23 protein-coding genes and 1 tRNA gene are annotated in these 26,327 nt (G+C 67.1%); 16 read left to right on the top strand and 8 right to left on the bottom strand.

The window, feature by feature from the left end; translation table 11 throughout:
- Nucleotides 1–175 precede the first annotated feature (175 nt).
- The 10 genes from rsmB (at nt 176) to WI26_RS15100 (ending at nt 9,511) form a co-directional block, all read left to right on the top strand.
- On the top strand, nt 176–1,564 hold the full coding sequence (rsmB, locus tag WI26_RS15145) for a 16S rRNA (cytosine(967)-C(5))-methyltransferase RsmB (RefSeq protein ID WP_069226293.1): 1,389 nt from the start codon (nt 176–178) through the stop codon (nt 1,562–1,564).
- Nucleotides 1,561–2,151, top strand: coding sequence for a DUF4390 domain-containing protein (locus tag WI26_RS15140; protein WP_059468640.1), 591 nt, complete (start codon nt 1,561–1,563; stop codon nt 2,149–2,151). The genes rsmB and WI26_RS15140 overlap by 4 nt, the downstream gene beginning before the upstream one ends.
- Complete coding sequence (gene esaS, locus WI26_RS15135) at nt 2,141–4,555, top strand: sensor histidine kinase EsaS (RefSeq protein ID WP_059468639.1); 2,415 nt, start codon at nt 2,141–2,143, stop codon at nt 4,553–4,555. Before WI26_RS15140 ends, esaS begins: the two co-directional genes overlap by 11 nt.
- Entirely contained in the window at nt 4,556–5,257 is a 702-nt protein-coding gene (gene esaR, locus WI26_RS15130; RefSeq protein ID WP_059468638.1) for a response regulator transcription factor EsaR, read from the top strand. It abuts the gene before it with no gap.
- Nucleotides 5,258–5,318: 61 nt separating this feature from the next.
- Nucleotides 5,319–5,394 (top strand) — tRNA-Phe (locus WI26_RS15125).
- Between the two features lie 350 nt (nt 5,395–5,744).
- The gene (gene queC, locus WI26_RS15120; protein WP_059504443.1) at nt 5,745–6,479 is read left to right on the top strand and encodes a 7-cyano-7-deazaguanine synthase QueC; all 735 of its coding nucleotides are present in this window, start codon (nt 5,745–5,747) and stop codon (nt 6,477–6,479) included.
- Nucleotides 6,480–6,554: 75 nt separating this feature from the next.
- Nucleotides 6,555–7,187 (top strand): 7-carboxy-7-deazaguanine synthase, encoded by a 633-nt coding sequence (gene queE / locus WI26_RS15115; protein ID WP_069226292.1) that lies wholly within the window; start codon nt 6,555–6,557, stop codon nt 7,185–7,187.
- A gap of 18 nt (nt 7,188–7,205) precedes the next feature.
- Complete coding sequence (gene queD / locus WI26_RS15110) at nt 7,206–7,658, top strand: 6-carboxytetrahydropterin synthase QueD (protein WP_044847357.1); 453 nt, start codon at nt 7,206–7,208, stop codon at nt 7,656–7,658.
- 309 nt (nt 7,659–7,967) lie between these two features.
- Complete coding sequence (locus tag WI26_RS15105) at nt 7,968–8,753, top strand: HpcH/HpaI aldolase family protein (RefSeq protein ID WP_069226291.1); 786 nt, start codon at nt 7,968–7,970, stop codon at nt 8,751–8,753.
- Entirely contained in the window at nt 8,750–9,511 is a 762-nt protein-coding gene (locus WI26_RS15100) for a tetratricopeptide repeat protein (RefSeq protein WP_069226290.1), read from the top strand. Before WI26_RS15105 ends, WI26_RS15100 begins: the two co-directional genes overlap by 4 nt.
- A gap of 145 nt (nt 9,512–9,656) precedes the next feature.
- Here WI26_RS15100 and rodA read toward each other — a convergent pair whose 3' ends face one another.
- The 5 genes from rodA to WI26_RS15075 all read right to left on the bottom strand — a co-directional run bounded on the left by rodA (nt 9,657) and on the right by WI26_RS15075 (nt 15,968).
- Nucleotides 9,657–10,805: a rod shape-determining protein RodA gene (gene rodA, locus WI26_RS15095; protein WP_059448422.1), complete on the bottom strand. Its 1,149-nt coding sequence runs from the start codon at nt 10,803–10,805 to the stop codon at nt 9,657–9,659.
- Nucleotides 10,806–10,816: 11 nt separating this feature from the next.
- Entirely contained in the window at nt 10,817–13,102 is a 2,286-nt protein-coding gene (gene mrdA / locus WI26_RS15090; RefSeq protein ID WP_069226289.1) for a penicillin-binding protein 2, read from the bottom strand.
- A gap of 115 nt (nt 13,103–13,217) precedes the next feature.
- Nucleotides 13,218–13,730, bottom strand: coding sequence for a rod shape-determining protein MreD (mreD, locus tag WI26_RS15085; RefSeq protein ID WP_011886346.1), 513 nt, complete (start codon nt 13,728–13,730; stop codon nt 13,218–13,220).
- On the bottom strand, nt 13,727–14,797 hold the full coding sequence (mreC, locus tag WI26_RS15080) for a rod shape-determining protein MreC (protein WP_059468631.1): 1,071 nt from the start codon (nt 14,795–14,797) through the stop codon (nt 13,727–13,729). The genes mreD and mreC overlap by 4 nt, the downstream gene beginning before the upstream one ends.
- 127 nt (nt 14,798–14,924) lie before the next feature.
- Complete coding sequence (locus tag WI26_RS15075) at nt 14,925–15,968, bottom strand: rod shape-determining protein (protein ID WP_004189550.1); 1,044 nt, start codon at nt 15,966–15,968, stop codon at nt 14,925–14,927.
- Nucleotides 15,969–16,334: 366 nt separating this feature from the next.
- Here WI26_RS15075 and gatC point away from each other — a divergent pair, with 366 nt between their 5' ends.
- From gatC to WI26_RS15050, 5 genes are all read left to right on the top strand, one after another.
- Nucleotides 16,335–16,634, top strand: coding sequence for an Asp-tRNA(Asn)/Glu-tRNA(Gln) amidotransferase subunit GatC (gene gatC / locus WI26_RS15070; protein WP_006407213.1), 300 nt, complete (start codon nt 16,335–16,337; stop codon nt 16,632–16,634).
- A gap of 65 nt (nt 16,635–16,699) precedes the next feature.
- Nucleotides 16,700–18,190 (top strand): Asp-tRNA(Asn)/Glu-tRNA(Gln) amidotransferase subunit GatA, encoded by a 1,491-nt coding sequence (gene gatA / locus WI26_RS15065; protein WP_059468630.1) that lies wholly within the window; start codon nt 16,700–16,702, stop codon nt 18,188–18,190.
- Nucleotides 18,191–18,194: 4 nt separating this feature from the next.
- Entirely contained in the window at nt 18,195–19,667 is a 1,473-nt protein-coding gene (gene gatB, locus WI26_RS15060; RefSeq protein ID WP_059468629.1) for an Asp-tRNA(Asn)/Glu-tRNA(Gln) amidotransferase subunit GatB, read from the top strand.
- A 124-nt stretch (nt 19,668–19,791) separates the two neighbouring features.
- Nucleotides 19,792–20,631, top strand: coding sequence for a polyphosphate kinase 2 family protein (locus tag WI26_RS15055; protein ID WP_069226288.1), 840 nt, complete (start codon nt 19,792–19,794; stop codon nt 20,629–20,631).
- 54 nt (nt 20,632–20,685) lie between these two features.
- Nucleotides 20,686–21,459 carry an exodeoxyribonuclease III gene (locus WI26_RS15050; protein WP_059468627.1) on the top strand — a complete coding sequence of 258 codons (774 nt, stop codon included), beginning with the start codon at nt 20,686–20,688 and terminating at the stop codon, nt 21,457–21,459.
- A gap of 102 nt (nt 21,460–21,561) precedes the next feature.
- Here the strand turns inward: WI26_RS15050 and WI26_RS15045 are convergent, their stop codons facing one another.
- Complete coding sequence (locus WI26_RS15045) at nt 21,562–22,614, bottom strand: NAD(P)-dependent alcohol dehydrogenase (protein WP_069226287.1); 1,053 nt, start codon at nt 22,612–22,614, stop codon at nt 21,562–21,564.
- A gap of 227 nt (nt 22,615–22,841) precedes the next feature.
- Here WI26_RS15045 and WI26_RS15040 point away from each other — a divergent pair, with 227 nt between their 5' ends.
- On the top strand, nt 22,842–23,786 hold the full coding sequence (locus WI26_RS15040) for an AraC family transcriptional regulator (RefSeq protein ID WP_059468625.1): 945 nt from the start codon (nt 22,842–22,844) through the stop codon (nt 23,784–23,786).
- A 54-nt stretch (nt 23,787–23,840) separates the two neighbouring features.
- Here WI26_RS15040 and WI26_RS15035 read toward each other — a convergent pair whose 3' ends face one another.
- Both WI26_RS15035 and WI26_RS15030 read right to left on the bottom strand, forming a co-directional pair.
- The gene (locus WI26_RS15035) at nt 23,841–24,887 is read right to left on the bottom strand and encodes a M48 family metallopeptidase (protein WP_059508349.1); all 1,047 of its coding nucleotides are present in this window, start codon (nt 24,885–24,887) and stop codon (nt 23,841–23,843) included.
- On the bottom strand, nt 24,877–26,298 hold the full coding sequence (locus WI26_RS15030; protein WP_069226286.1) for an AmpG family muropeptide MFS transporter: 1,422 nt from the start codon (nt 26,296–26,298) through the stop codon (nt 24,877–24,879). The genes WI26_RS15035 and WI26_RS15030 overlap by 11 nt, the downstream gene beginning before the upstream one ends.
- Between the last annotated feature and the right edge of the window lie 29 nt (nt 26,299–26,327).

Here is a 26,327-nt window from a genome sequence, read left to right as displayed (position 1 = left end):
AGTCGCGTCGCACTCGACACATCACCCCGCATGCCCCGCGCTGCGGGGTGTTTCATTTGCGCGCCCCGTAAAGGGGTCGCATGACCTCACGCTACAATGCGCGGTTTGGAATCGCGGCGGCCACGCGGCTGCAGGGTTCCCGCCGCTCGCGGCGCCGTTTGCCGAATTTGCTCCGATGACACGAACCCGCTCCTCCGCTCAGTCTTCCTCCGGCCGCGCCGCGCGCCTGTCCGCGCTGCATCTCGCGCCTGATTCGCTGGGCTTCGCGCTCGACGCGGCCGGGCAGGCCGTCGATGCGGTGCGGCGCGGCACCGCGCTGCCGGCCGCGCTTGCCGCGGTGTTCGCGCAGATGCCGGCTGGCACGCAGGCGCTGGCGCGCGGCGCGACGCAGGACGTCGCTTACCGGACGATGCGTCGTCTCGGTAGTGCGGACTGGCTGATCGGCCGGCTCGTCAGCAAGGCGCCGCCCGCGCATGTGCATGCGGTGCTCGCTGGTGCGCTCGCGCTGCTGCTCGATCCGGAGGAGGCGGCTGCATATCCGGCATTCACGATCGTCGATCAGGCAGTGACCGTGATCGGCGCGCGGCGCGAATTTGCGTTCGCGAAGGGGCTGGTCAACGCCGTGCTGCGGCGTTTCCAGCGTGAGCGCCACTCGCTCGTCGCGGCGATGCAGAACGATCCCGTCGCACGCTGGAATTACCGCACCTGGTGGGTCGATGCGGTGAAGCGTGCGTGGCCGGACGCCTGGCAGGCGATTCTTGCAGCCGGCGAGCACCAGGGGCCACTGACGCTGCGCGTGAACGCGCGCCGCGCGACCGTCGACGCGTATCTCGACACGCTGCGCGCGAGCGGAATCGACGCGACCGCGATCGGCCGCCATGCGGTGCGGCTCGCATCGGCACTTCCAGTCGACCGCATTCCGGGCTTCGCCGATGGCGTCGTGTCCGTACAGGATGCCGGTGCGCAGCTCGCGGCCGAATGGCTCGGTGCGAGCGACGGCATGCGCGTGCTCGACGCGTGCGCGGCACCGGGCGGCAAGACCGGGCATATCCTCGAACTGGCCGACGCCGAAGTCGTTGCACTCGAAAGCGACGCGACCCGCGCGGCGCGCATCGGCGAGAACCTCGCGCGCCTATCGCTCCAGGCGGACGTGCGCGTCGGCGACGCGGGTGCGCCGGGCGCGTGGTACGACGGCCGTCCGTTCGATCGCATCCTGGCGGACGTGCCGTGCTCGGCGTCCGGCATCGTGCGTCGTCATCCGGACATTCGCTGGCTGCGCCGAGAAGCCGACATCGCGGCGCTCGTCGCCGAGCAGCGCCGCATCCTGACGGCGTTGTGGCCGCTCGTGAAGCCGGGCGGCGAACTGCTCTACGTGACCTGTTCGATCTTTCCCGAGGAAGGTGAGTTGCAGGCTCGCTGGTTTGAAGCGGCCTGTGAAGATGCGGTACGATTGGACGCGCCCGGCCAACTGCTGCCGGGCGGCGCGCATGGCGGGGCGGCCGGCGCACTCGACCAGAACACCGATCACGACGGATTTTTCTACGCGCGGTTTCAGAAACGGTGACAATCAAACACCTTTTTCCACTACGGCTCGCGGCCGTCCTGCTGGTCGCGTTGACGCTGTGCCTGACTGTCGTTCGGTCGGCGCGTGCCGAGTCGATCGCCGTGCAGCGCGCATCGCTGCAGGCCGACGGAAGCGGCTGGAGCCTCGATGCCCGCTTCGATTTCGAGCTGAATCCGAACCTCGAGGATGCCGTCAACAAGGGCATCCCGCTTTATTTCACGACCGACTTCGAACTGGCGCGCGCGCGCTGGTACTGGTTCGACGAGCAGCCGGTGTCGGTGTCGCAGACGATGCGCCTCTCGTTCCAGCCGCTCACGCGCGAATACCGCGTGTCGACGGGCGGGCTGCAACTCGGCTTCCCGTCGCTGAAGGACGCGCTCGCGGTCGTCCGGCACATCACGTCGTGGCACGTGATCGACCGCAACCAGGTGCGCGCCGGCGAAACCTACACCGCCTCGGTGCGCATGCAGCTCGATACGGCGCTGATGCCGAAGCCGTTCCAGGTCGACGCGGTGAACAACCGCGACTGGACGCTCGGGTCGGACTGGAAGCGCTTCACTTTCACGGTGACCGAACGTGCTAAATAAAGTGCGCCGCGCGGCCAGCGGGAAGAGCCTCCTCGTTCGCGTGATCGTCTCGACCGTCGCGCTCACGGCGCTGCTGCTGCTCGTGCTGCTCGCGGCCGCGAGCGCGAACACCGAGTTCTTCGACCGCTACTACTCGTGGCTGTACGCGATGAACATCATCGTCGCGCTCGTGTTCCTGCTGGTGGTGCTCGGGCTGATCGGGATGATCGTCGTGCGCCTGAGGAAGGGCAAGTTCGGCACGCGGCTGCTTGCGAAGCTCGCGGTGTTCTTCGCGCTCGTCGGCGTGGTGCCGGGCGGGATCATCTACATCGTGTCGTACCAGTTCGTGTCGCGCAGTATCGAGTCGTGGTTCGACGTGAACGTCGAGACCGCGCTGACGGCCGGCCTGAATCTCGGTCGCGGGATGCTCGACGCGTCGCTGTCCGATCTGCAGACGAAGGCGCGGCTGATGTCGGACCAGCTCGCGAGCGTCGATGCGAACACGAACGGCACGACACTCACGCTCTTGCGCCTGCGCGACCAGTTCGGCGTGCAGGACGCGACGATCGTCGAGCCGAGCCGTGGCGGCTCCGGCGCGGCGCCCGACCTGCACATCGTCGCGCAGGCATCGGGCAATTTCGCCGCGCTGATTCCGGACGACCTGCCGACGCCGCTGATGCTGAGCCAGGCGCGCGAACACGGCGCGTATGCGGCGATCGAGGGCGAGGTCGACGGCGACCCGCGCGCGCACGGTGCGAAGGGCGCGCTGCGACTGCGCGTCGTGCGGCCGATTCCCGATGCGACGACGTCGTTGCTGCAACCTGCGGAGCGATTTCTGCAGCTCACGCAGCCGGTGCCGCCCACGCTTGCGCACAACGCCGACGCGGTGCAGCGCGCGTATCGTGAATATCAGGAGAAGTCGCTCGGTCGCACGGGGCTGCGCAAGATGTACATCGGCACGCTGACGCTCGCGCTGTTCCTCGCGACCTTCATCGCGATGATGCTCGCGCTCGCGCTCGGCCAGCAGCTCGCGCGGCCGCTGTTCCTGCTCGCGCAGGGCACGAAGGAGATCACGGAAGGCGACTACACGCCGAAGCGCGAGATCAAGTCGCGCGACGAGCTCGGCTTCCTCACGCAGTCGTTCAATGCGATGACGCGCCAGCTGTCCGAGGCGCGGCAGGCGGTCGAGAAGAACCGGATCGCGCTTGAGCATTCGAAGACGTATCTCGAGAGCATCCTCGCGAATCTGACGGCCGGCGTGTTCGTGCTCGACCGTCAGTTCCGGCTGACGACGGCCAACCGCGGCGCCGAGCGGATCTTCCGGCAGCCGTTCGGCTCGATGATCGGCACGGCGCTCGACCGGATCGGCGTCGTCGCGGAATTCGGTGCGATGGTGCGCAAGGCATTCGCCGATCGCGAAGCGGCTTCGGACGGCGGCAGCGGCGATCGCGGTCACTGGCAGCAACAGTTTGCGATCGAGGTGCCGGGCGAAGCCGATCCGCTGACCTTGCTCGTGCGCGGCACGCGCCTCGTGTCGACGGTCGAGGGCGAGGCGGACGATCCACAGACGTCCGGCTACGTCGTCGTGTTCGACGACATCTCCGACGTGATTTCCGCGCAGCGTTCGGTTGCATGGGGCGAGGTCGCGCGGCGGCTCGCGCACGAGATCAAGAACCCGCTGACACCGATCCAGCTGTCGGCCGAGCGGCTGCAGATGAAGCTGTCCGACAAGCTCGCACCGCCCGATGCGGACGTACTCAAGCGCGGCGCGACGATGATCGTCAACCAGGTGGCCGCGATGAAGCGGATGGTCGACGACTTCCGCGAATATGCGCGCACGCCGCCGGCGGTCCTCGCGAATCTGCAGTTGAACGAACTGGCGAGCGAGGTGCTCGGGCTATATGGAGTGGGCGAAGGCAAGAGCGCGATCGTCGCCGAACTCGCGCCGTCGCTGCCGGTGATTCGCGGCGACGCGACGCAATTGCGCCAGGTGATTCACAACCTGCTGCAGAACGCGCAGGATTCGGTCGCGGAAGTCGCGCATCCGCGTGTGTTGATCGAAACCAAGACAGTAGAATATGGCGATCCTGACGCCGAGGGGAAAACGCGCGTCGCGGTACGTCTTACCGTGTCCGACAACGGGCCCGGATTTCCGGCACGCATCCTGACCCGCGCGTTCGAGCCTTACGTGACGACGAAAGCGAAGGGCACGGGGCTTGGGCTGGCCACGGTCAAGAAAATCGTCGACGAGCACGGGGCGCGGATCGATCTGCGCAATCGCATGCACGGCGAGACCGTCGAGGGTGCGCAGGTGTCGATCCTGTTCCTGCAGATGGCGAGCGATACGCCAGGCGCCGAATCCGGCGCGCAGGGCGGGGCGGCTCCCGCAAAGACAAAAGCAAGTGTGCAGACAAAGGCAGCGTAAATGGCAACCATCCTGGTGGTAGATGATGAAATGGGCATCCGGGAATTGCTCTCGGAGATCCTCAGCGATGAAGGACATGTCGTCGAGGCGGCGGAGAACGCGCAGGCCGCGCGGGAATACCGTCTGAATCAGGCGCCCGATCTCGTGCTGCTCGATATCTGGATGCCCGATACCGACGGCGTCACGCTGCTCAAGGAATGGGCGGCGCAGGGCCTGTTGACGATGCCCGTGATCATGATGTCCGGGCACGCAACGATCGACACGGCCGTCGAGGCGACGAAGATCGGCGCGCTCGATTTCCTCGAGAAGCCGATCGCGCTGCAGAAGCTGCTGAAGTCCGTCGAGCACGGTCTCGCGCGCGGCGCGGCACCGGTGTCCGTCAACGCGGCGGCGAAACCCGGTATCGGGCAAGCATCGGGGCCGGCGGCGGTCGCATCCGCGGCCGCGCTGCCGACGCTCGGCGACGACATGGCCTCGGCACTCGGCCTCGCGGGCCAGACGGCCGCGATTCCGTTCGACATCCCGTTGCGCGAAGCGCGTGACGCATTCGAGCGCGCGTACTTCGAATATCACCTCGCGCGCGAGAACGGCAGCATGACGCGCGTCGCGGAAAAGACGGGCCTCGAGCGCACGCACCTCTATCGCAAGCTCAAGCAGCTCGGCGTCGAGCTCGGCAAGAAACCGTCGGAAGGCGCCGCGTAAAATATTTCGCGAAAATACTTGCGCAAGTGGAGATGGGTGGATATAATTTCTCTTCTTCGTTGGCCCGGTAGCTCAGTTGGTAGAGCAGCGGATTGAAAATCCGCGTGTCGATGGTTCGATTCCGTCCCAGGCCACCAGCAGTTCCAACCCCAAGAATCGGAAGATTCTTGGGGTTTTTCGTTTGTGGTGGGTTTGCGCGGCATCGGCGGCGCGCCCGGCAGCATTCGCCGGGGCGTGATAAAATCCGTGCCCGCTCAATGACTTAGCGCACCGCTTCATACGCACGGCAGGGCAGCCAGCAGGCGCCGCCGTGACGCGCGGCAACGATGCCGCGCGATGGGCGGTATAAGCGCGCTGCCGCGTTCGCGGCCGACCGCGCTGCCTATACTGGTCGAGCCGGCGCAGGCCGGCACGCGTCGGGCCGTCCGGCGGCAGCCGGCCCCGGGGCGCAGCGCGACGCGAGCCTACACATTCACGGAGTATCACGGTGATTCGGACAGACGCTAAAGACGGCGCGCTCGTGTTGTTTTCCGGCGGGCAGGACTCGGCCACGTGCGTGGCCTGGGCCCTGGAACGCTACCAGACGGTCGAGACGCTCGGCTTCGATTACGGCCAGCGCCATCGCGTCGAACTCGAATGTCGCGAAGGCGTGCGCGATGCGCTGAAGCGTCAGTTTCCCGCCTGGGCCGGCCGTCTCGGCGACGATCACATGATCGACCTGTCGGTGCTTGGCGCGATCAGCGATACCGCGATGACGCGCACGATCGAGATCGAGACCGCGGCGAACGGCTTGCCGAACACGTTCGTGCCGGGCCGCAACCTGCTGTTCATGACGATCGCGGCCGCGATTGCCTATCGCCGCGGCTTGCGCGTGCTGGTCGGCGGGATGTGCGAGACCGATTTCTCGGGCTACCCGGACTGTCGAGACGACACGATGAAGGCGCTGCAGGTCGCGCTGAATCTCGGGATGGACACGCGCATCGTGCTGGAGACGCCGCTGATGTGGCTGGACAAGGCACAGACCTGGCAACTCGCCGAGCAACTCGGCGGCGAGGCGCTCGTCGAGCTGATCCGCGTCGAGACGCACACATGCTATGTGGGCGAGCGCGCGGAACTGCACGACTGGGGCTTCGGCTGCGGCGAATGCCCGGCCTGCAAGCTGCGCAAGCGCGGCTACGAGGCCTACCTGAAGGGCGAGCGGGTGACCGAAGCGCCGCTGTGAAGCGGGTGCGCCGGCAGCGCTGGATGAATAACGGATTCTGATCGACAACGAGCGGCGCGAGCCGGACGAAGCACGATGACTTACGCGGTCAAGGAAATTTTCTACACGTTGCAGGGCGAGGGCGCGAACGCTGGCCGTCCGGCCGTGTTCTGCCGGTTCGCCGGCTGCAATCTGTGGTCGGGTCGCGAAGAGGATCGGGCGGACGCCGTGTGCCGCTTCTGCGATACGGACTTCGTCGGCACCGAAGGCGAGAACGGCGGCAAGTTCAAGGACGCCGAGGCGCTGGTGGCGACGATCGCCGGGCTGTGGCCGGACGGCGAAGCGCACCGCTTCGTCGTCTGCACGGGCGGCGAGCCGATGCTGCAGCTCGACCAGCCGCTCGTCGACGCGCTGCACGCGGCAGGCTTCGAGATCGCGATCGAGACCAACGGCTCGCTGCCGGTGCTCGAGACGATCGACTGGATCTGCGTGAGCCCGAAGGCCGACGCGCCGCTCGTCGTCACGAAGGGCAACGAACTGAAGGTCGTGATCCCGCAGGACAACCAGCGGCTTGCCGACTACGCGAAGCTCGATTTCGAGTATTTTCTCGTGCAGCCGATGGACGGCCCGTCGCGCGATCTCAATACGAAGCTCGCGATCGACTGGTGCAAGCGGCATCCGCAGTGGCGGCTGTCGATGCAGACCCACAAATATCTGAACATTCCCTGAGCCACGGCTTTTGACATCGTGCTGATTACCCGAAAACTCGAATTCGACGCGGGCCACCGCATTCCCGATCACCGCAGCCAGTGCCGGAATCTGCACGGCCATCGTTACGTGCTCGAAGTCACGCTGCGCGGCGATCTCGTCGATACCGAGGGGGCGCCCGACCGCGGCATGGTGATGGATTTCGCCGACGTGAAGGCGCTCGCGGTCGAGCACCTCGTCAACAAGTGGGATCACGCGTTCCTGGTCTACGCGCGCGACGAAGTCGTGCGCTCGTTCCTCGAGCAGATGGCCGACCACAAGACTGTCGTGCTCGACCGGATCCCGACCGTCGAGAACCTCGCGGCGATCGCGTTCGATATCCTCGCGAACGTGTACGACGCGCATTACGGTGTGAACCTGCGCCTGGAACGCGTTCGTCTGTACGAAACGCCGAACTGCTGGGCCGACGTCGAGCGTCAGCCGGGCCGCTGATCCTGTCTTTTCGGCAGCCTCGCCAACCGGCGCGGGCTGCCTGCCACGGCGCCGCGAAGCCTTGTCGGACGCCGCTCCCCGCCTGTTCCCACATTTCGCGTAACGCCGCGCTATGATCGCTGCGTGGCACCGGAAAACGCATCCGTGCGCCGCCGCCGCGCGGCCCGCGCCGTCAGATCGTCCGCCCACGACCGACTGACGTTCCAGGGCCCGGTTCGGTGCCGCCGTGCTTGGCGGCGCCGCGTATTGCGCCCGCTTCGCTTGTTGCTTGTCCCGTTCGATTGCCGTTCCGTCCCGGAGGCCGTATCGATGAGCACGCTCACCAATTCCCTCAAACAACGTCTGCACGACGGCGACGAGCCGCTGTACGGCCTGTGGCTGTCGCTCGGCTGCGAAACGGCCGCGGAAGCGCTCGCGCACGCCGGCTACGACTGGCTCTGCATCGACATGGAGCACGCGCCGAACGACAGCCGCGACGTCGCGTCGCAACTGCGCGCGCTGGCCGCCGCGCACCTGCCGAGCGAGCCCGTCGTGCGCGTGCCGGGGCGCGAGCCGTGGCTCGTGAAGCGCGCGCTCGATGCCGGCGCGCGCACGCTGATGTTCCCGTGCATCGAGACGCCCGACGAGGCCGCGCACGCAGTGCGGCTCACCCGCTTTCCGTCGCTGGATTCCCCCGATGGGCTGCGCGGCGTGGCCGGCATGGTGCGTGCGGCGGCATTCGGCATGCGCCGCGATTACCTGCAGACGGCGAACGCGCAGGTCGCGGTGATCGTGCAGATCGAATCGGCGCGCGGCATCGATGAAGTCGAGCGGATCGCCGCGACGCCGGGCGTCGACTGCCTGTTCGTCGGTCCGGCGGATCTGGCGGCGAGCCTCGGGCATCTCGGCGACAGCCGCCACCCGGACGTCGAAGCCGCGATGGCGCGCGTGCTCGCGGCCGGCAAGCAGGCCGGTGTCGCGGTCGGCATCTTCGCGAGCGATACCGCGAGTGCGCGTCAGTATCGCGAGGCAGGCTACCGGATGATCACGCTGTCGGCCGACGTGAGCTGGCTGCTGCGCGCGACGCGCCAGGCGCTGCAGGAGGTGCGGTCATGAACGGTGGGGACGGCGCGCGGCATACGATCGGCGTACGCGGGCGGATCGGCGCGATGCTCGGGCTGTGGGCCGTGTGCGTCGCGGCGGTCGCGCAGAATGCGCCGCATGCGAAGCCGGACCCGGCGCGCGAGACGCAATCCGCGGTGGCCGACTACAACGCCGGCGACTATCGCGCGGCGCTGGTGCAGTTCCACGACGCGGCCGAACGCGGCGACCGGCTCGCGCAGTTCAACTACGCGATGATGCTGCTCACCGGCGTCGGCGTGACCGCGAACGTCGACGAAGGGCTGCGCTGGCTGAAACGGGCGGCCGACGCGAACATGTCGCATGCGCAGTACGTGTACGGGCGGATGTTCGACGACGGCGAGTTCGTCGCGCGCAATCCGGCCGAGGCGCACCGCTGGTTCCTGCGCGCGGCGAAGCAGGGGCACGTGCAGGCCGAGCTGTCGCTCGCGAACCAGTTCCTCGACGGGCGCGGCACGCCGCGCGACAACCGGCAGGCGTTCGCGTGGTACAAGCAGGCGGCCGACGCGGGCGAGCCGACCGCGCAGTACGTCACCGCGTCGTTCTACGAGCGCGGCGGCGACGGCGTCACGCAGAACCTGAACATCGCGCGCGCGTATTACGCGGCCGCGGCCGCGCAGGGCGACGAGACGGCCGGGCTGAAATTCAAGGAGCTGAGCGCGCGCCTGAAGACGCAAGAGCCGGCATCGGGCGCCGGCACGGACCACGTGAGCCCGCGCGCGACGCCGCAGTGAGCGGGCGGCACGTACCGCATTCGACCTGCCCAATGAAAAACAACCCAAAGGTTGGATCTAGTCCAACTTTTGGGGTGCAGTTCACGAGGCGCCGTTTTTCATTGTCGCGACTGCGCTGCCGGCGGCGATGTGTCGCGCCGTGGCGTCAGCTCTTCATCAGCCGTCGCTGTCGCCCGACGCTCATGATCATCCCGATCGCGATGCCGAGCGTCGTGAGTGCGGTGCCGCCGTAGCTCATGAACGGCAACGGCACGCCGACGACGGGCAGCACGCCGCTCACCATCCCGATGTTGACGAACGCATAGACGAAGAACGCGAGCGTGAGCGATCCCGCGAGCAGCCGGCCGAACAGCGTCGCGCCCTGCGCGGCGATATAGAGCCCGCGAGCGATCAGCGCCATGTACAGCGTCAGCAGCACGAGGCCGCCGACGAGCCCCCATTCTTCGGAGAACACCGCGAAGATGAAGTCGGTGTGTTTCTCCGGAATGAACTCGAGGTGGGCCTGCGTGCCTTTCAGGTAGCCCTTGCCGAGCACGCCGCCCGAGCCGATCGCGATCACGGCCTGGATCGTGTGGAAGCCCTTGCCGAGCGGGTCGGAGGTCGGGTCGAGCAGCGTGCACACGCGGTGCTTCTGGTAGTCGTGCATCAGCGGCCACTGCACTTCGGGCTGGCAGATGCGCTCTTCGAACACGGCGATCGAGCCGACCGCGATCACGCCCGCGACAAGCACCGGCACGATCAGCTTGAACGACAGGCCGGCGAGATAGATCACGAAGAAGCCGGCCGCGAACACGAGCAGGCCCGTGCCGAGGTCGGGCTGCTTGGCGATCAGTCCGACCGGCACCATCAGGATCCCGAACGCGGCGACGAAATCGTACCAGCGCAGCCCGCCTTCGCGGCGCTGGTAATACCACGCGAGCATCAGCGGTGTCGCGATCTTGAGGATTTCCGACGGCTGAATCACGACGCCGACGTTCAGCCAGCGTTTCGCGCCCTTCTTGGTCATCCCGAACAGCGCGACCGCGACCAGTAGCGCGACCCCGAACGAATACAGCGGGACCGCGAAGCGCATCAGCGTCGTCGGCGGAATGTTGGCGATCACCCACATCAGCACGAACGTCAGCAGGATGTTGCGCAATTGGTCCTCGACGCGGCCCGGCATGTCGATCGACGCGCTGTACAGCGTGACGATGCCGACGCACAGCAGCAGGAACACGATGAGGGCGAGCGGGCGGTCGAAACCCGCGAACATCTGCTTGATCTTGTCGAGCCAGGCGCGCTTGTCGAATTGCATGCCTTTCTCCGTTATTGAGCGGTGCCGGCGTTCGCCGCTTTCGCGGCGGCCAGGGCACGGAAGTTGTCGTCGCGCGGCGCGGTGGCAAGCGGCTGCGCGTCGCTGGCGGGCCGGCGCGGCCGGTGCGGGCGCCGGATCGGCGGCAGGCTCGCGGCCATCGGCGCCGCGGCGCTCGCGACGGCCGGCTGCGCCGCGCTTGCCCCGGCCGCACCCGACGCATCGGGCGCCGACGCGGCCGATGCCGCATCCGCCGCGCTGGCCGCGGCCGGCACGACGGGCTGCGGCAGTGCCTTGAAGCCGGCCGCGACGGACACGGTCTTCGATGCATCGCCGATCACCGGTGCGTTGATCGGCTCGGTCGCCGACGCGGCGGCGGCGACGGCGGCCGCCTCGTTCTCCGGTTTCTGGCGATCGACGAGGTAGAAGTCGAGCACGCGGCGCGCGATCGGCCCTGCGGCCTGCGCGCCCCAGCCGCCGTTCTCGACGATCAGCGCGATGGCGATCTGCGGATGGTCGACCGGCGCATACGCGATGAACAGCGCGTGATCGCGCAAGTGCTCGGCCAGCAGGTGGCCCTTGTAGTTCGAGCCCTGCAGCGAGAACACCTGCGCGGTACCGGTCTTGCCGGCCGCGAGGTACGGTGCGCCGCGGAACACCTTGTACGCGGTGCCGGACGGGTTCTCGATCACGTTCTCCATCCCGCGCTTCACGACGTCGATGTCGGCTTGCTTGAGCGGGATCGTTTCGCTTTCTTTCGGCACGGTCAGATGGCGGCCGCGCGTGATCGGATCCTCGACTTCCTTCACGAGGTGGGGCTTCATCACGACGCCGTTGTTCGCGAGCGTCGCCGTGGCGTGCGCCAGCTGCAGGATCGTGAACGAGTTGTAGCCCTGGCCGATCCCGAGGCTGATCGTCTCGCCGTCGAACCACTTCTGCTGCGCGGCCTTCTTGAACGCCTTCTTCTTCCAGTCGGTCGACGGCAGGATGCCGCGCGCCTCACCCTGGATGTCGATGCCGGTGATCTGGCCGAAACCGAACGGTTTCATGAAGTTCGCGATCGCATTCACGCCGAGGTCGCGCGCGAGCATGTAGAAGTAGGTGTCGTTCGACACCATGATCGCCTTGTTCATGTCGACCCAGCCCTGGCCCGAGCGCACGTCGTTGCGGAACGTATGGCCGCCGAACGTGAAGTAGCCGGGATCCTGGAAGCCCCAGCCCGGCGAGCGCTTGCCGAGCGTGAGGCCCGCCAGCGCCATGAACGGCTTGTACGTCGAGCCGGGCGGGTAGGTGCCGTGCAGCGGGCGGTTCAGGAGCGGCTTGTCGGGCGAGTTGTTCAGCTCGTCCCAGGTCTGCTGGTCGATGCCGTCGACGAACGAGTTCGGGTCGAAGCTCGGCGACGACACGAACGCGAGCACGTCGCCCGTCTTCGGCTCGATCGCGACGAGCGCGCCGCGCTTGCCGGCAAACGCCTGCTCGGCGACCTGCTGCAGCCCGATGTCGAGCGACAGCACGAGATTGTTGCCGGGCGTCGCCTGCGTGCGCGACAGCGTGCGCACCGGCCGGCCGCCAGCCGTGACCTCGACTTCCTCGAAGCCCGTGAGGCCATGCAGCTCGGTTTCGTAGCTCTGCTCGACGCCGATCTTGCCGATGTAGTCGGTGCCCTTGTAGTTGTTCGCGTCGCGACGCGGATCGTAGTGTTCCTGATCGCTGTCGTTGTCGTCGCTCATCGCGTCGATGCGATCCTGGTCGCGCTTCGAGATGCGGCCGATGTAGCCGATCACGTGCGCGGCCGTCATGCCGAGCGGGTATTGGCGGAACAGGCGCGCGCGCACGTCGACGCCGGGGAAGCGGAAGCGCTGCGCGGTGAAGCGCGCGACTTCCGCGTCGGTGAGGCGCGTGCGGATCGGCAGGCTCTCGAAGTTCTTCGAGTCTTCCTGCAGCTTCTTGAAGCGGCGACGGTCGCGCGCGTCGATCGGGATGATCTCGGACAGCTTGTCGATCGTGTTGTCGAGCGTGTCGTCGAGCTTCGACGGCGTGATCTCCAGCGTGTACGCCGAATAGTTCTTCGCGAGGACCACGCCGTTGCGATCGGTGATGATCCCGCGGTTCGGCACGATCGGCGCGACCGAGATGCGGTTTTCCTCGGCCTGCAGCGCGTATTTGCCGTGCTGCATCAGCTGCAGGTAGAAGAAGCGGCTCGCGAGCAGCCCGAAGCAGACGAACACGAACACGCCCGCCGCCGCGACGCGCAGGCGGAACTTCGAGAGCTGCTGTTGGGTGTCGTTGAATTCGGTCATGCGGTTACGATCGATCTGGCCGTGCGCGGGCGAGGAGGGCCGTGCGCGGGCGAAGAGCCGCCCCGGAGCGCGGCGCGCGGGCGTGGGGGCGGCGGGTATTCAAGGTCGGTCCGGCTCAGATGGGGCGCGTATCGTCCGGGTCGACCGGGCGGCGTTGCGGCATCAGCAGCAGGTGGCTCGCAATCGGCCACAGCGCGGCCTCGACGAAGCCGTCCACCAGATAGCGCCAGCCGGGAAACGCGGCGCCCATCATGAGGCGGATCACGAACGGCACCAGTTGCGCGCCGACGAGCAGCGGCGTGACGTACAGCACCTGCACGCCGATCGGCATCCACAGCACGCGCCGGTGGATCGTGATCGCACCGTACGACAGCAGCGTATAGGCGAGCGCATGCTCGCCGAGCAGCCCCGCGTCGTGCACGTCCATCAGGATGCCGAGCGCGAAAGCGACGCCCATCCCGACCTTGCGCGGCTGGTGGATGTTCCAGAACAGCAGCACGAGCGCGACGAAATCCGGTACGCCGGGCAGGCGGCCCCACGGCATCAGGTTCAGCAGGAACGCGGCGGCGAGGCTGAAGACGATGAAGTACGGGTTGACCGGCTGCAGGATGTATTGCGGGCGGTTCATCGCTGGGCTCCTGGTTGCCCGGCCGCGGGCTTCGCGGGCGCGACGGCGGGCGTGGCCGGAGCGGCGGCGGCCGGCGGCGCGGGTTTCGCGCCGGGCGCGGCCGCGGCGGCCGCTTTCGCGTCGGCCTTTTCGGTCTTGTCGCCCTTTTCGCCCTTCGCAGCGGCCTTGGCGCCCTTCTTGCCCTTCGCGTTCTTCTCGGCGGCCAGCTCGGGCTCGGCCGGGCGCGGCGGGACGTCGTTCTGATAGTGCAGCACGAGCATCTGGCGCGCGCCGCGCACGGCGGCGACCGGCGCGCAGGTCACGCGCGCGAACGCGGTATCGGCGAGCTTGTCGACGCGCACGACCTTCGCGACCGGCAGGCCCGGCGGGTACACGCCGTCGAGGCCGCTCGTCACGAGTTCGTCGCCGGCGACGAGGTCCGAGCTCGTCGGCACGAAGCGCAGGTCGAGCGAATCGCCCTTCGGCGTGCCGTAGATCACGCTGCGCAGGCCGGTGCGCAGCACCTGCACGGGAATCGCGAGATCGCGGTCGGTGATCAGCGTGACTTCGGCCTGCAGCGGGAACACGCGCGTGATCTGGCCGACCACGCCGTCCTCGCTGACCACCGGCGCGCCGTTCTGGATGCCCTGCTGCGAACCTTGCCCGATCACGATCTTCTGCGTGAACGGGTCGCTCGTGTCGTACTGGATCTCGACGGGCGTCGATTGCGTCGCGATGTGCTGGCGCAGCTCGAGCACCGCGCGCAGGTGCATGTTTTCCTGCGTGAGCACCGCGGCCTGGTTGGCCTGCGTGGACAGCTGCAGGTTGCGCTTGCGCAGCGCGTCGTTCTCGTGACGCAGCGATGCACCCGTGACGGCGATGTCGGCCGCGCCCATGAACAGGTCACGTGGCACGAGCGCCGCGCGCTGCAGCGGGTACAGCACGGTGCCGAGCACGCCGCGGACAATTTCGAGCGTGCTGAAGCGCGCGTCCGACACGAGGAGCGCGATGGCGAGGGCGACGAAGAAGATGAGCCGCGCGAGCGCGGGCGGACCTTGCTTGAAGAGGGGCGGCGGACTGTATTCCATGGTCGGCGCCGGGCGCGTGGGATCGGTTAAATAATGCTCAGACGCGCAAACGGCGTGGCGGTTCGTTCTGAACGAGCGATCCGGCCACGCCGCGGGTGCGTCATCTCAAACGGGACTGCTTAGGCGATCACTCGTACGAGAAGATGCTGCCCAGCTTGTCCATGCGCTCGAGCGCCATGCCCGAACCGCGTACGACGCAGGTGAGCGGATCTTCGGCGACGAGCACCGGCAGGCCGGTTTCTTCCGCGAGCAGGCGATCGAGGTCGCGCAGCAGCGCACCGCCGCCCGTCAGCATCATCCCGCGCTCGGCGATGTCGGCGCCGAGTTCCGGCGGCGTCTGCTCGAGCGCGATCTTCACCGACGACACGATCTGGTTCAGCGGATCGGTCAGCGCTTCGAGGATTTCGTTGCTGGAGATCGTGAAGCTGCGCGGAATGCCTTCCGACAGGTTGCGGCCCTTCACTTCCATTTCCTTGACTTCGGAGCCCGGGAAAGCGGAGCCGATTTCCTTCTTGATCGCCTCGGCGGTCTGTTCGCCGATCAGCATCCCGTAGTTGCGGCGGATGTAGTTGACGATCGCCTCGTCGAACTTGTCGCCGCCGACGCGCACCGAGCCCTTGTAGACGATGCCGCCGAGCGAGATCACGCCGACTTCCGTCGTGCCGCCGCCGATGTCGACGACCATCGAGCCCGTGGCTTCCGACACCGGCAGGCCGGCGCCGATCGCGGCCGCCATCGGCTCCTCGATCAGGTAGACCTGCGATGCGCCGGCGCCGTGCGCCGCTTCCTTGATCGCGCGGCGCTCGACCTGGGTCGAGCCGCACGGCACGCAGATGATGATGCGCGGCGACGGCGAGAACATGCGCGACTCGTGCGCCGTCTTGATGAACTGCTTGATCATCTGCTCGGTGACGGTGAAGTCGGCGATCACGCCGTCCTTCATCGGCCGGATCGCCTCGATGTTGCCGGGCACCTTGCCGAGCATCTGCTTGGCTTCCTTGCCGACCGCCTGGATCGTCTTCTTGCCGTTGGGGCCGCCTTCCTGGCGAATCGACACGACGGACGGCTCATCGAGCACGATGCCCTTGCCGCGCATGTAGATCAGGGTGTTTGCGGTGCCGAGGTCGATCGCCAGATCGTTGGAGAAGTAGCTGCGCAAAAAACCGAACATTCAGAATCCTGTTTCGCTCTGGGCCGGCCCTGCATAGCGAACGCTGAGGGCGGCAGCGGAAAAAATAACAGCCTCGGGAAACGCGGCGGAAGCGGCCGCCGCGGCGCACGAAGCTGCGAGTAATGTCTACCGGGAATCGCACGAAGCACGCACGGCTTGCCGAAGCGGGCGAAACGGTGCGGGAAAAGGCTGCCGGGTTTGGGTCGAACGCGTAATGATACCTTATAATTTCGCGGTATTTGAATCGAAACGGACGGTATTTTTGCCGCTTCGGCCCCGATTTTTGAGGGTGGGATCGCACCCTCCAACCCCCCGCCGCAGCGCTGCTTTCGATGCGCTGCGCAGCCTTGTTTTTCCGGTGATCGCATGGCCCTGACCCTGACCGATGTGAAACGCATCGCGCACCTGGCGCGACTCGAAATGGCCGACGCCGACGCCGAGCATACGCTCGGCCAGCTCAATGAATTCTTCGGCCTCGTCGAGCAGATGCAGGCGGTCGACACCGCCGGCATCGCGCCGCTCGCCCACCCGATCGAACAGATCCAGGAAGTCGCGCAGCGCCTGCGCGACGACGCCGTGACGGAAGTCGTCAATCGCGACGACAACCAGCGTCCGGCGCCGGCCGTCCAGGACGGCCTGTATCTCGTGCCGAAGGTGATCGAGTAAGCATTCGATGACAAGCGCGCCGCCTTCGCGCCGCGCGCCACCCAGAATTCCCAGGAAAACACTCAATGCACGCAAAAAGCCTGACCGAACTGCGCGCTGCGCTCGCCGCCAAGGAATGCTCGGCCGTCGAGCTCGCGCAGCTCTACCTGAAACGGATCGAAGCGGCACGCGACCTGAACGCGTTCGTCCACGTCGACGCCGACCTCACCCTCGCGCAGGCGAAGGCCGCCGACGCCGAACTCGCGCGCGGCGCGGGCGGCGCGCTGACCGGCCTGCCGATCGCGCACAAGGACGTGTTCGTCACGCGCGGCTGGCGCTCGACCGCCGGCTCGAAGATGCTCGCGAACTACGAGAGCCCGTTCGACGCAACCGTCGTGGCCCGCCTGCAGGCGGCCGGCATGGTCACGCTCGGCAAGACCAACATGGACGAGTTCGCGATGGGCTCGTCCAACGAGAATTCGGCGTTCGGCGCCGTGAAGAACCCGTGGGACACGAACGCCGTGCCGGGCGGCAGCTCGGGCGGCAGCTCGGCGGCCGTCGCCGCGCGTCTCGCGCCGGCCGCGACCGGCACCGACACCGGCGGCTCGATCCGCCAGCCGGCGTCGTTCGCGGGCGTGACGGGCATCAAGCCGACCTACGGCCGCGTGTCGCGCTACGGGATGATCGCATTCGCGTCGTCGCTCGACCAGGGCGGCCCGATGGCGCAGAGCGCGTCCGACTGCGCGCTGCTGCTCAACGCGATGGCCGGCTTCGACGAGCGCGACTCGACGAGCCTCGAGCGCGACGACGAAGACTTCACGCGCCACCTCGGCCAGCCGTGGGCGCCGGGCAACGAGGCAGGCAAGCCGCTCGCGGGACTGCGCATCGGCCTGCCGAACGAATACTTCGGCGACGGCCTCGCCGACGACGTGCGCGCGTCGATCGACGCGGCGCTCAAGCAGTACGAGGCGCTCGGCGCGACGCTCGTGCCCGTGTCGCTGCCGAAGACGGAACTGTCGATCCCCGTGTATTACGTGATCGCGCCGGCCGAGGCGTCGTCGAACCTGTCGCGTTTCGACGGCGTGCGCTTCGGCCACCGCGCCGCGCAATACGGCGACCTGCTCGACATGTACAAGAAGTCGCGCGCCGAAGGCTTCGGCCCCGAGGTGAAGCGCCGGATTCTCGTCGGCACCTACGTGCTGTCGCACGGCTACTACGACGCGTACTACCTGCAGGCGCAGAAGATCCGCCGCATCATCGCGAACGATTTCCAGGAAGCGTTCAAGTCCTGCGACGTGATCATGGGCCCGGCGTCGCCGACGGTCGCATGGGATCTCGGCGCGAAGGGCGACGATCCGGTGCAGATGTATCTCGCGGACATCTACACGCTGTCGGTGAGCCTCGCGGGCCTGCCCGGCATGAGCGTGCCGTGCGGCTTCGGCGCCGGCGCGAACGCGAAGCGCCCGGTCGGTCTGCAGATCATCGGCAACTATTTCAACGAAGCCCGGATGCTGCAGGTCGCCGACGCGTTCCAGCGCGCGACCGACTGGCACAAGCAAGTTCCGGCGGGGGTGTAAGCATATGACTCAATGGGAAGTCGTCATCGGTCTCGAGACGCACGCGCAACTGTCGACCGTCTCGAAGATTTTCTCCGGCGCGTCGACGCAGTTCGGCGCCGAGCCGAACACGCAGGCCTGCCCGGTCGACCTGGCGCTGCCGGGCGTGCTGCCGGTGCTGAACCGCGGCGCGGTCGAGCGTGCGATCCGCTTCGGCCTCGCGATCGGCTCGACCATCGCGCCGCGCAGCATCTTCGCGCGCAAGAATTATTTCTACCCCGATCTGCCGAAGGGTTATCAGATCAGCCAGTACGAGATTCCGGTCGTGCAGGGCGGCCAGATCACGATCCAGGTGCCCGCCAACGAAAAGGCCGGCAAGCAGGCGTACGAGAAGACCGTCAACCTGACCCGCGCGCACCTCGAGGAAGATGCAGGCAAGTCGCTGCATGAAGACTTCGCCGGGATGACGGGCATCGACCTGAACCGCGCGGGCACGCCGCTGCTCGAGATCGTCACCGAGCCGGAAATGCGCAGCGCGGCCGAGGCCGTCGCTTACGCGAAGGCGCTGCACGCGCTGGTCGTGTGGCTCGGCATCTGCGACGGCAACATGCAGGAAGGCTCGTTCCGCTGCGACGCGAACGTGTCGGTGCGCCCGGTCGGCCAGGAAAAGTTCGGCACGCGCGCCGAGATCAAGAACCTGAACTCGTTCCGGTTCCTCGAGGAAGCGATCAACTACGAAGTGCGCCGCCAGATCGAACTGATCGAGGACGGCGGCGAAGTCGTGCAGGAAACGCGCCTCTACGATCCGGACAAGCGCGAGACGCGTTCGATGCGCAGCAAGGAAGACGCGCACGACTACCGCTACTTCCCCGACCCCGACCTGATGCCGCTCGTGATCGGCCGCGACTGGGTGGAGCGCGTGCAGGCCGGGATGCCCGAGCTGCCGGCCGCGATGCAGCAGCGTTTCGTCGAGCAGTACGGCGTGTCCGCGTACGACGCGGGTGTGCTGACGTCGAGCAAGGCGATGGCCGCATACTTCGAGGCCGTGGTCGCGAAGGCCGGCGCGGCGAACGCGAAGATCGCCGCGAACTGGCTGATGGGCGACGTGTCGTCGCAGCTGAACCGCGACGGCATCGAGATCGACGCGATTCCCGTGTCGGCCGCGCAGCTCGCGCTGGTGCTGCAGCGCATCGCCGACGGCACGATCTCGAACAAGATCGCGAAGGAAATCTTCGCGACGATCTGGGACGAGAAGGCGACCGACGAAGCCGCGGCCGACCGCATCATCGACGCGAAGGGCCTGAAGCAGATCTCCGACACCGGCGCGCTGGAAGCGATCATCGACGAGGTGCTCGCGGCGAACGCGAAGTCGGTCGAGGAGTTCCGCGCGGGCAAGGAAAAGGCGTTCAACGCGCTGATCGGCCAGGCGATGAAGGCGACCAAGGGCAAGGCCAATCCGCAGCAGGTCAACGAACTGCTGAAGAAGAAGCTCGGCTGAGCATGGTCGCGCGCCTGAACCGCGCCTGACGACGGGCCGCCGCCGAATCTGTTCGGGGCGGCCCGTCGTTTTGGTGCATGCGTTATCGTGTGCGTGTGCATTGCACCGTTCTACGGAGAAACGAATGGCCAAACAACCGTCGCTCGACGATTTCCGCGTGCCGTACAGCACGCGCGAGAAGGAAGCCGCCGCATTCAGCCTCGATGCATTCGATCCGGCCGCGAAGCCGTTCTCGTCGGGGTCGAAGGAGGCCGACCGCGAACGGCTGTCGGCCGTGTCGACCGAGCTCGACGTACAGCAGGAACGCCTGCACACGCAGCAGAAGAAGCGTGTGCTGCTCGTGCTGCAGGGAATGGACACCAGCGGCAAGGACGGCACCGTGCGTGCAGTGTTCCGCGAGGTCGACCCGCTCGGCTTGCGTGTCGTGTCGTTCAAGGCGCCGACGCCGATCGAGGCCGTGCACGACTTCCTGTGGCGCGTGCATATGCAGGCGCCGGCCGCGGGCGAACTCGCGATCTTCAACCGCAGCCATTACGAAGACGTGCTCGTGCCGCGCGTGCTCGACGCGATCGACAGCAAGGAGTGCGAGCGCCGCTACCGGCAGATTCGCGATTTCGAGACGATGCTGTTCGAGAACGGCACGACGATCGTCAAGTGCTTCCTGCACATCTCGAAGGACGAGCAGCGCGCGCGGCTGCAGGCGCGCATCGACGATCCGACCAAGCACTGGAAGTTCGACATCTCCGATCTCGACGCGCGCAAGCACTGGGACGCGTACCAGTCCGCGTACCGTGACGCGCTCGCCGCGACGTCGGCCGAGCATGCGCCGTGGTACGTGATCCCGGCGAACTCGAAGACGCATCGCAATGTGATGATCGCCGAGCTGCTGCTGCGCACGATGACCGACATGAAGCTCGAATTCCCGCCGGCGAAGCCGGAGCTCGAGGGCGTGAAGATCCGCTAGGACGCGATCCTGCAAGAACATCGAACTGAACAGAACTGAACAACGGAACCCGACATGATGCGAGTGATTACCGCCAACCTGAACGGCATCCGCTCCGCCGCGAAGAAGGGCTTTTTCGAGTGGCTCGGCGAACAGAACGCCGATTGCGTGTGCGTGCAGGAAATCAAGGTGTCGGCCGACGACCTGCCGGCCGAATTCGTCGAGCCGCACGGCTTCAGGAGCTATTTCCACCATGCCGAGAAGAAGGGTTACAGCGGCGCGGGCGTGTACAGCCGCCACGAGCCCGATGACGTGATCATCGGCTTCGGCAGCAGCGAATTCGACGCCGAGGGGCGCTACGTCGAGGCGCGTTACGGCAAGCTGTCGGTCGTGTCGGTGTACGTGCCGTCCGGCTCGAGCGGCGAAGAGCGCCAGCAGGCGAAGTACCGCTTCATGGACGAGTTCATGCCGCATCTCGCCGAGCTGAAGAAGAAGCGCGAGGTGATCCTGTGCGGCGACGTGAACATCGTGCACAAGGAAATCGACATCAAGAACTGGAAGAGCAACCAGAAGAATTCGGGCTGCTTGCCGGAAGAGCGTGCGTGGCTCACGCAGCTGTTCGACGATGTCGGCTACGTCGACGTGTTCCGCACGCTCGACCCGCGCCCCGAGCAATACACGTGGTGGAGCAATCGCGGCCAGGCATACGCGAAGAACGTCGGGTGGCGGATCGATTACCAGATCGCGACGCCGGGCGTGGCCGCCACCGCGAAGCGCACGTCGATATTCAAGGACATCAAGTTCAGCGATCACGCGCCGCTGACGGTGGATTACGACTACAAGAAGTGATCGCCGCCGCCGCGCCGCGCGCGTGGCAGTCGAGCCGTCCGCTCGCCGGATGCAGAACGGGCCGCATGTCCAACATGCGGCCCGTTTCGTGTGGCGCGTCGCTTACTGCTTGAGCGACGCCATGTCGATCACGAACCGGTACTTCACGTCGCTCTTCAGCATCCGCTCGTAAGCCGCGTTGATCTGCTGCATCGGAATCACTTCGATATCCGACGTGATGCCGTGCTCCGCGCAGAAGTCGAGCATTTCCTGCGTCTCGGCGATCCCGCCGATCAGCGAGCCCGCGAGGCGGCGGCGCTTGAAGATCAGGTTGAACACCTGCGGCGACGGATGGTCGTGCTCCGGTGCGCCGACGAGCGTCATCGTGCCGTCGCGTTTCAGCAGGTGCAGGAACGGGTTCAGGTCGTGCTGGGCGGCGACCGTATTCAGGATGAAGTCGAAGCTGTTCAGATGCGCGTTCATCTGCGCTTCGTCCTTCGAGATCACCACTTCATGCGCGCCGACGCGCTTGCCGTCCTCGATCTTCGATGGCGACGTCGTGAACAGAACGACGTGCGCGCCCATCGCGCGCGCGAGCTTCACGCCCATGTGGCCAAGCCCGCCGAGGCCGACGATCCCGACCTTCTTGCCAGGGCCGACGTTCCACTGGCGCAGCGGCGAATAGGTCGTGATCCCCGCGCACAGCAGCGGCGCAGCGCCGGCCGGGTCGAGCGTGTCGGGCACGCGCAGCACGAATGCCTCGTCGACGACGAGCTGCGTCGAATAGCCGCCGTACGTGACGTCGCCGGTCACGCGGTCCTGGCCGTTGTAGGTGCCGACGAAGCCGTTCTCGCAATACTGCTCGAGGCCTTCCGCGCAGCTCGGGCAGGTGCGGCACGAATCAACGAGACAGCCGACGCCGACCAGCTCGCCGACCTTGAAGCGCGATACCTGCGAGCCGGTCGCGGTCACGCGGCCGACGATTTCATGGCCCGGCACGACCGGGTAGATCGTGTTGCGCCATTCGTTGCGGGCCTGGTGCAGGTCCGAGTGGCAGACGCCGCAGTAGAGCACCTCGATCTGGACGTCGAGGTCGCGCAGCGCGCGGCGCTGGAATTCGAACGGGGCGAGCGGCGACTGCGCGTCGGTCGCCGCGTAAGCGTAAGTTGTGCTCATGCAGGGGCTCCTTGTCCGGGAAAACTTCCGGCGAATCAGACTGCCGCCGCGTCATGTGGCGACGCGGCGAGACAGATGCCCATCGTACGGAGCGGGCCGCGTCGGCGAAATACACGAAGGTCTCGAAGATTTGCCTATTCCTCTCGAATTGCGCGCGAACGGCCGTCAAAATGCGTTCAGGGTGCTACATTGCAAGCCTGATTCTCTTGCCGGACAGGACGACGCCGATGAGCTTCCAGCCCCTTTTCGACGACTCGGGCGACCGTGTGCGGCGCCGCATGATCGAGCTGCATTCGCGCCTCGCGCCGAACGAGGGCGATACGCTGGCGGCGCTCGACGGTGTGCGCTTCATCCGCGTGAGCCGCCCCGTGCCGCGCATGCCGGTGCTGTACGAGCCGAGCATCGTCGTCGTGTGCCAGGGTCGCAAGCTCGGCTACCTTGGCGACCGCTCGTTCGTCTACGACGCGCAGCAGTATCTCGTGCTGTCGGTGCCGCTGCCGTTCGAATGCGAGACCTTCGCGAGCACGGACGAGCCGTTTCTCGCGATCTCGATCCGCATCGATCTCGCGGTGATCGCCGAGCTCGCGATCCTGCTCGACGAGACGCTCGGCGCGGCGGCCAGCGAGCCGCACGGCGTCTATTCGACGCCGCTCGATGCGCCGCTCGCCGACGCCGTGGTGCGGTTGCTCGAAGTGCTCGCGTCGCCGCACGACACGTGCGTGCTCGGGCCGGCGATCATGCGCGAAATCGCGTACCGCGTGCTGACGGGCGCGCAGGGCGATGCGATTCGCGCGGCGCTCGTCCAGCAACATCATTTCGGCCGCATCGCGAAGGCGCTGCGGCGTATCCATGCGGACCTGACGGCCGATCTCGACGTCGAGACGCTCGCGAGCGAGGCCGGCATGAGCCTCGCGGTTTTCCACGCGCAGTTCAAGCATGTGACGGCGACGTCGCCGATGCAGTACGTGAAGGCCGCGCGCCTGCACCAGGCGCGGTTGATGATGGTGCAGGACGGCCTCGGGGCAGGTGCGGCCGCGGCGCGGGTCGGCTATGCGAGCGCGTCGCAGTTCAGCCGCGAGTTCAAGCGGCTGTTCGGCCGCAGCCCGGGAGACGACGTGCGCTGGATGCGCGAAAGCGGCAGCCGGCCCGTCGAGTCGGGAGTCGGCGCGTAGCGCCCGGCTTCATGCGCCGTTGATGCGCGCCCGGAAAACCGGCGGATGCGGCGCTCAGCGCCGCACGATCTTGCGCCGCTGCGCGCTGATGCCCGCATAGTCGGGCAGCGTGTCGACCCGTTTGCCGACCGCCTTCGCATACAGCGGCATCAGGTCCGGCAGGCGGTTCAGCAGATCCTGCCGCCGCGTGGCGCTGTACGGATGCATGTAGATGAAGCCCGACGTCCGGTTCGCGCGCGTCGCCGCCGCGAGCTTGTCCCACAGCGTGATCGCCGCGCGCGGATCGAAGCCCGCGCGGGCGGCAATGTCGCCGCCGATCACATCGGCTTCGGTTTCGTCGGTCGGGTCGTAGCGCAGCGTCTGCAGACGCGCGCCGAGGTTCAGCGCCTGCGGCAGCGGATCGCCGACGCCGAACAGCGGCGGCAGCGCGGCCGCGCGCAACGACGTTTGCGACGTCGTGCTGAAATTGCTGCGAGCGTGTTCGCGCAGCGCATGCGCGATGCCGTGCGCAAGCAGCACGCCGAACTCGTCGTCGTTCAGGCGCACGCGATCGAGCAGCCCGCCGTACACCAGCACCTTGCCGCCCGGCAGGCACGTGACGCGGATGTCGCGCGAGCGGATCGCGTTGACGTCCCATGCCCAGTTCTTCACGCGATCGTTCCACTTCACCGAATACGGCGCGAGCTTCATGACGATCGCGCGCAGCCGCTTCACGCGCGGCTGGTTCGCGGGCAGCAGGCGGTCGCTGTCGGCGGCTGCCTGCACGATCTGCGCGTATTCGCTCGCGGTGAGTTGTTCGAGCAGCGGCGACGGGATCAGCGTTCGGAATGCGATCGCATCGCCGTAGCGCACCTGCTGCGACGTCGGCGTATAGGCCTTCGCGGGCACGGCTGCGCCGCTCGGCTGCGCGGCTTCGGCGGCGGACTGCGCAACGGCAGCGGCGGGAGCGGCGGGCGTGGACGTTGCGGTGACGGGCGTCGAGCCCGGCGCGGCCGCACCGGTATCGGCCGCCTGCACGCTGCCCGCCGCGCCGAGCGTCGCGATGCCGATGCCCAGCACGGCGGCGACGCGCGCCGCGCGATGCAGTCGATCATTGCGCACGGCTGGCCTCGCCGTTGCGCGCGGTGCCGTTCCACGGCGCGATCTTGAACAGCAGCAGCATGCCGGGGATCGCGAGCGCGGTGCATACGATGAAGTAGTCGAACCAGCCGATCTTCGCGACGATGAAGCCGCTCGCGGCCGATGCGAGTGTGCGCGGCACCGATGCGAGGCTCGTGAACAGCGCGAACTGCGTGGCCGTGTAGCGCGGGTCGGTCGTGCTGGCGATATACGCGACGAACGCGGCCATCGTCAGGCCGGTGGTGAACGTTTCGGCGGCGTAGACGAGCGCGAGCGCGACCGTCATCGGGCTCAGATGCGGCGTGACCTCGAAGCCGAAGATCGACAGGAACGACGCGAGCGCGTGACTGGCCGCGACCGTGAAGTCATAGAGCAGCGCGAGCACCGGCGAGCCGGGGCCGACCTGCGCGAGCCATGCGAAGCCGAGCGTCGACACCATCTGCAGCGCGCCGAAGATCCACAGCCCGCGGCCGATGCCGATCTTCACGAGCCAGATGCCGCCGATGATGCCGCCGGCGACGCTCGCGACGAGCGCGGTGGTTTTCGCGACGATGCCGATTTCGGTGCGCGTGAAGCCGATGTCGAGGAAGAACGACGTCGACAGCGTGGTCGCCATCGTGTCGCCGATCTTGAACAGGAAGATGAACGCGATGACGAGCAGCGCGCCGCTCCAGCCGTCGCGCTGGATGAATTCGCGGAACGGCAGCACGATCGCGTCGCGCAGGTTGCGCGGCGGCGCGCCGGCCACCTCGGGCTCGCGCACGACGAGCGTCATCAGGATGCCCGGCAGCATGAATGCGCCCGTGATCGCGAACACGACGTCCCACGGCATGTGGTCGGACAGGATCAGCGCCAGCGAGCCGGGAATCAGCGCGGCGAGCTTGTACGCGTTCACGTGCACCGCGTTGCCGAGGCCCTGCTCGGTGTCGCGCAGCAGTTCGCGGCGATATGCGTCGATCACGATGTCGGAGCTTGCGCCGAAGAACGCGACGAGCGTCGTGAGCGCGGCGACCGTCCAGATCGAGTCGCGCGGCGACACGAAGCCGAGCGCGGCGATCGCGCCGGCGACCAGCACCTGCGTGAGCAGCATCCAGCCGCGCCGGCGGCCGGGCCGCCAGCCGGGCAGGCGCGGGATGAAGCGGTCCATCAGCGGCGCCCACAGGAACTTCCACGTATACGGGAACTGAATCAGCGCGAACAGGCCGATTTCCTTCAGGTTCACGCCCTCGGAGCGCAGCCATGCCTGCACGAGGTAGACGAGCGTGAACAGGGGCAGCCCCGACGCGAAACCGAGGAACACGCAGATCAGCATGTGCGTGTTCAGATAGGCGCGCCAGCCGGGGTGATCCTCGTGAGCGGTGAGTGCGGGCGCCTCGTGTGGCGTTTTGGACATGGACAGGAACTGGGTAGCGTTGACTGATT

This window comes from Burkholderia diffusa (assembly GCF_001718315.1).
Taxonomy (GTDB): domain Bacteria; phylum Pseudomonadota; class Gammaproteobacteria; order Burkholderiales; family Burkholderiaceae; genus Burkholderia; species Burkholderia diffusa_B.
Note: the sequence above shows the minus strand (reverse complement) of the source record. Positions and strands in the feature narration are given on the sequence as shown.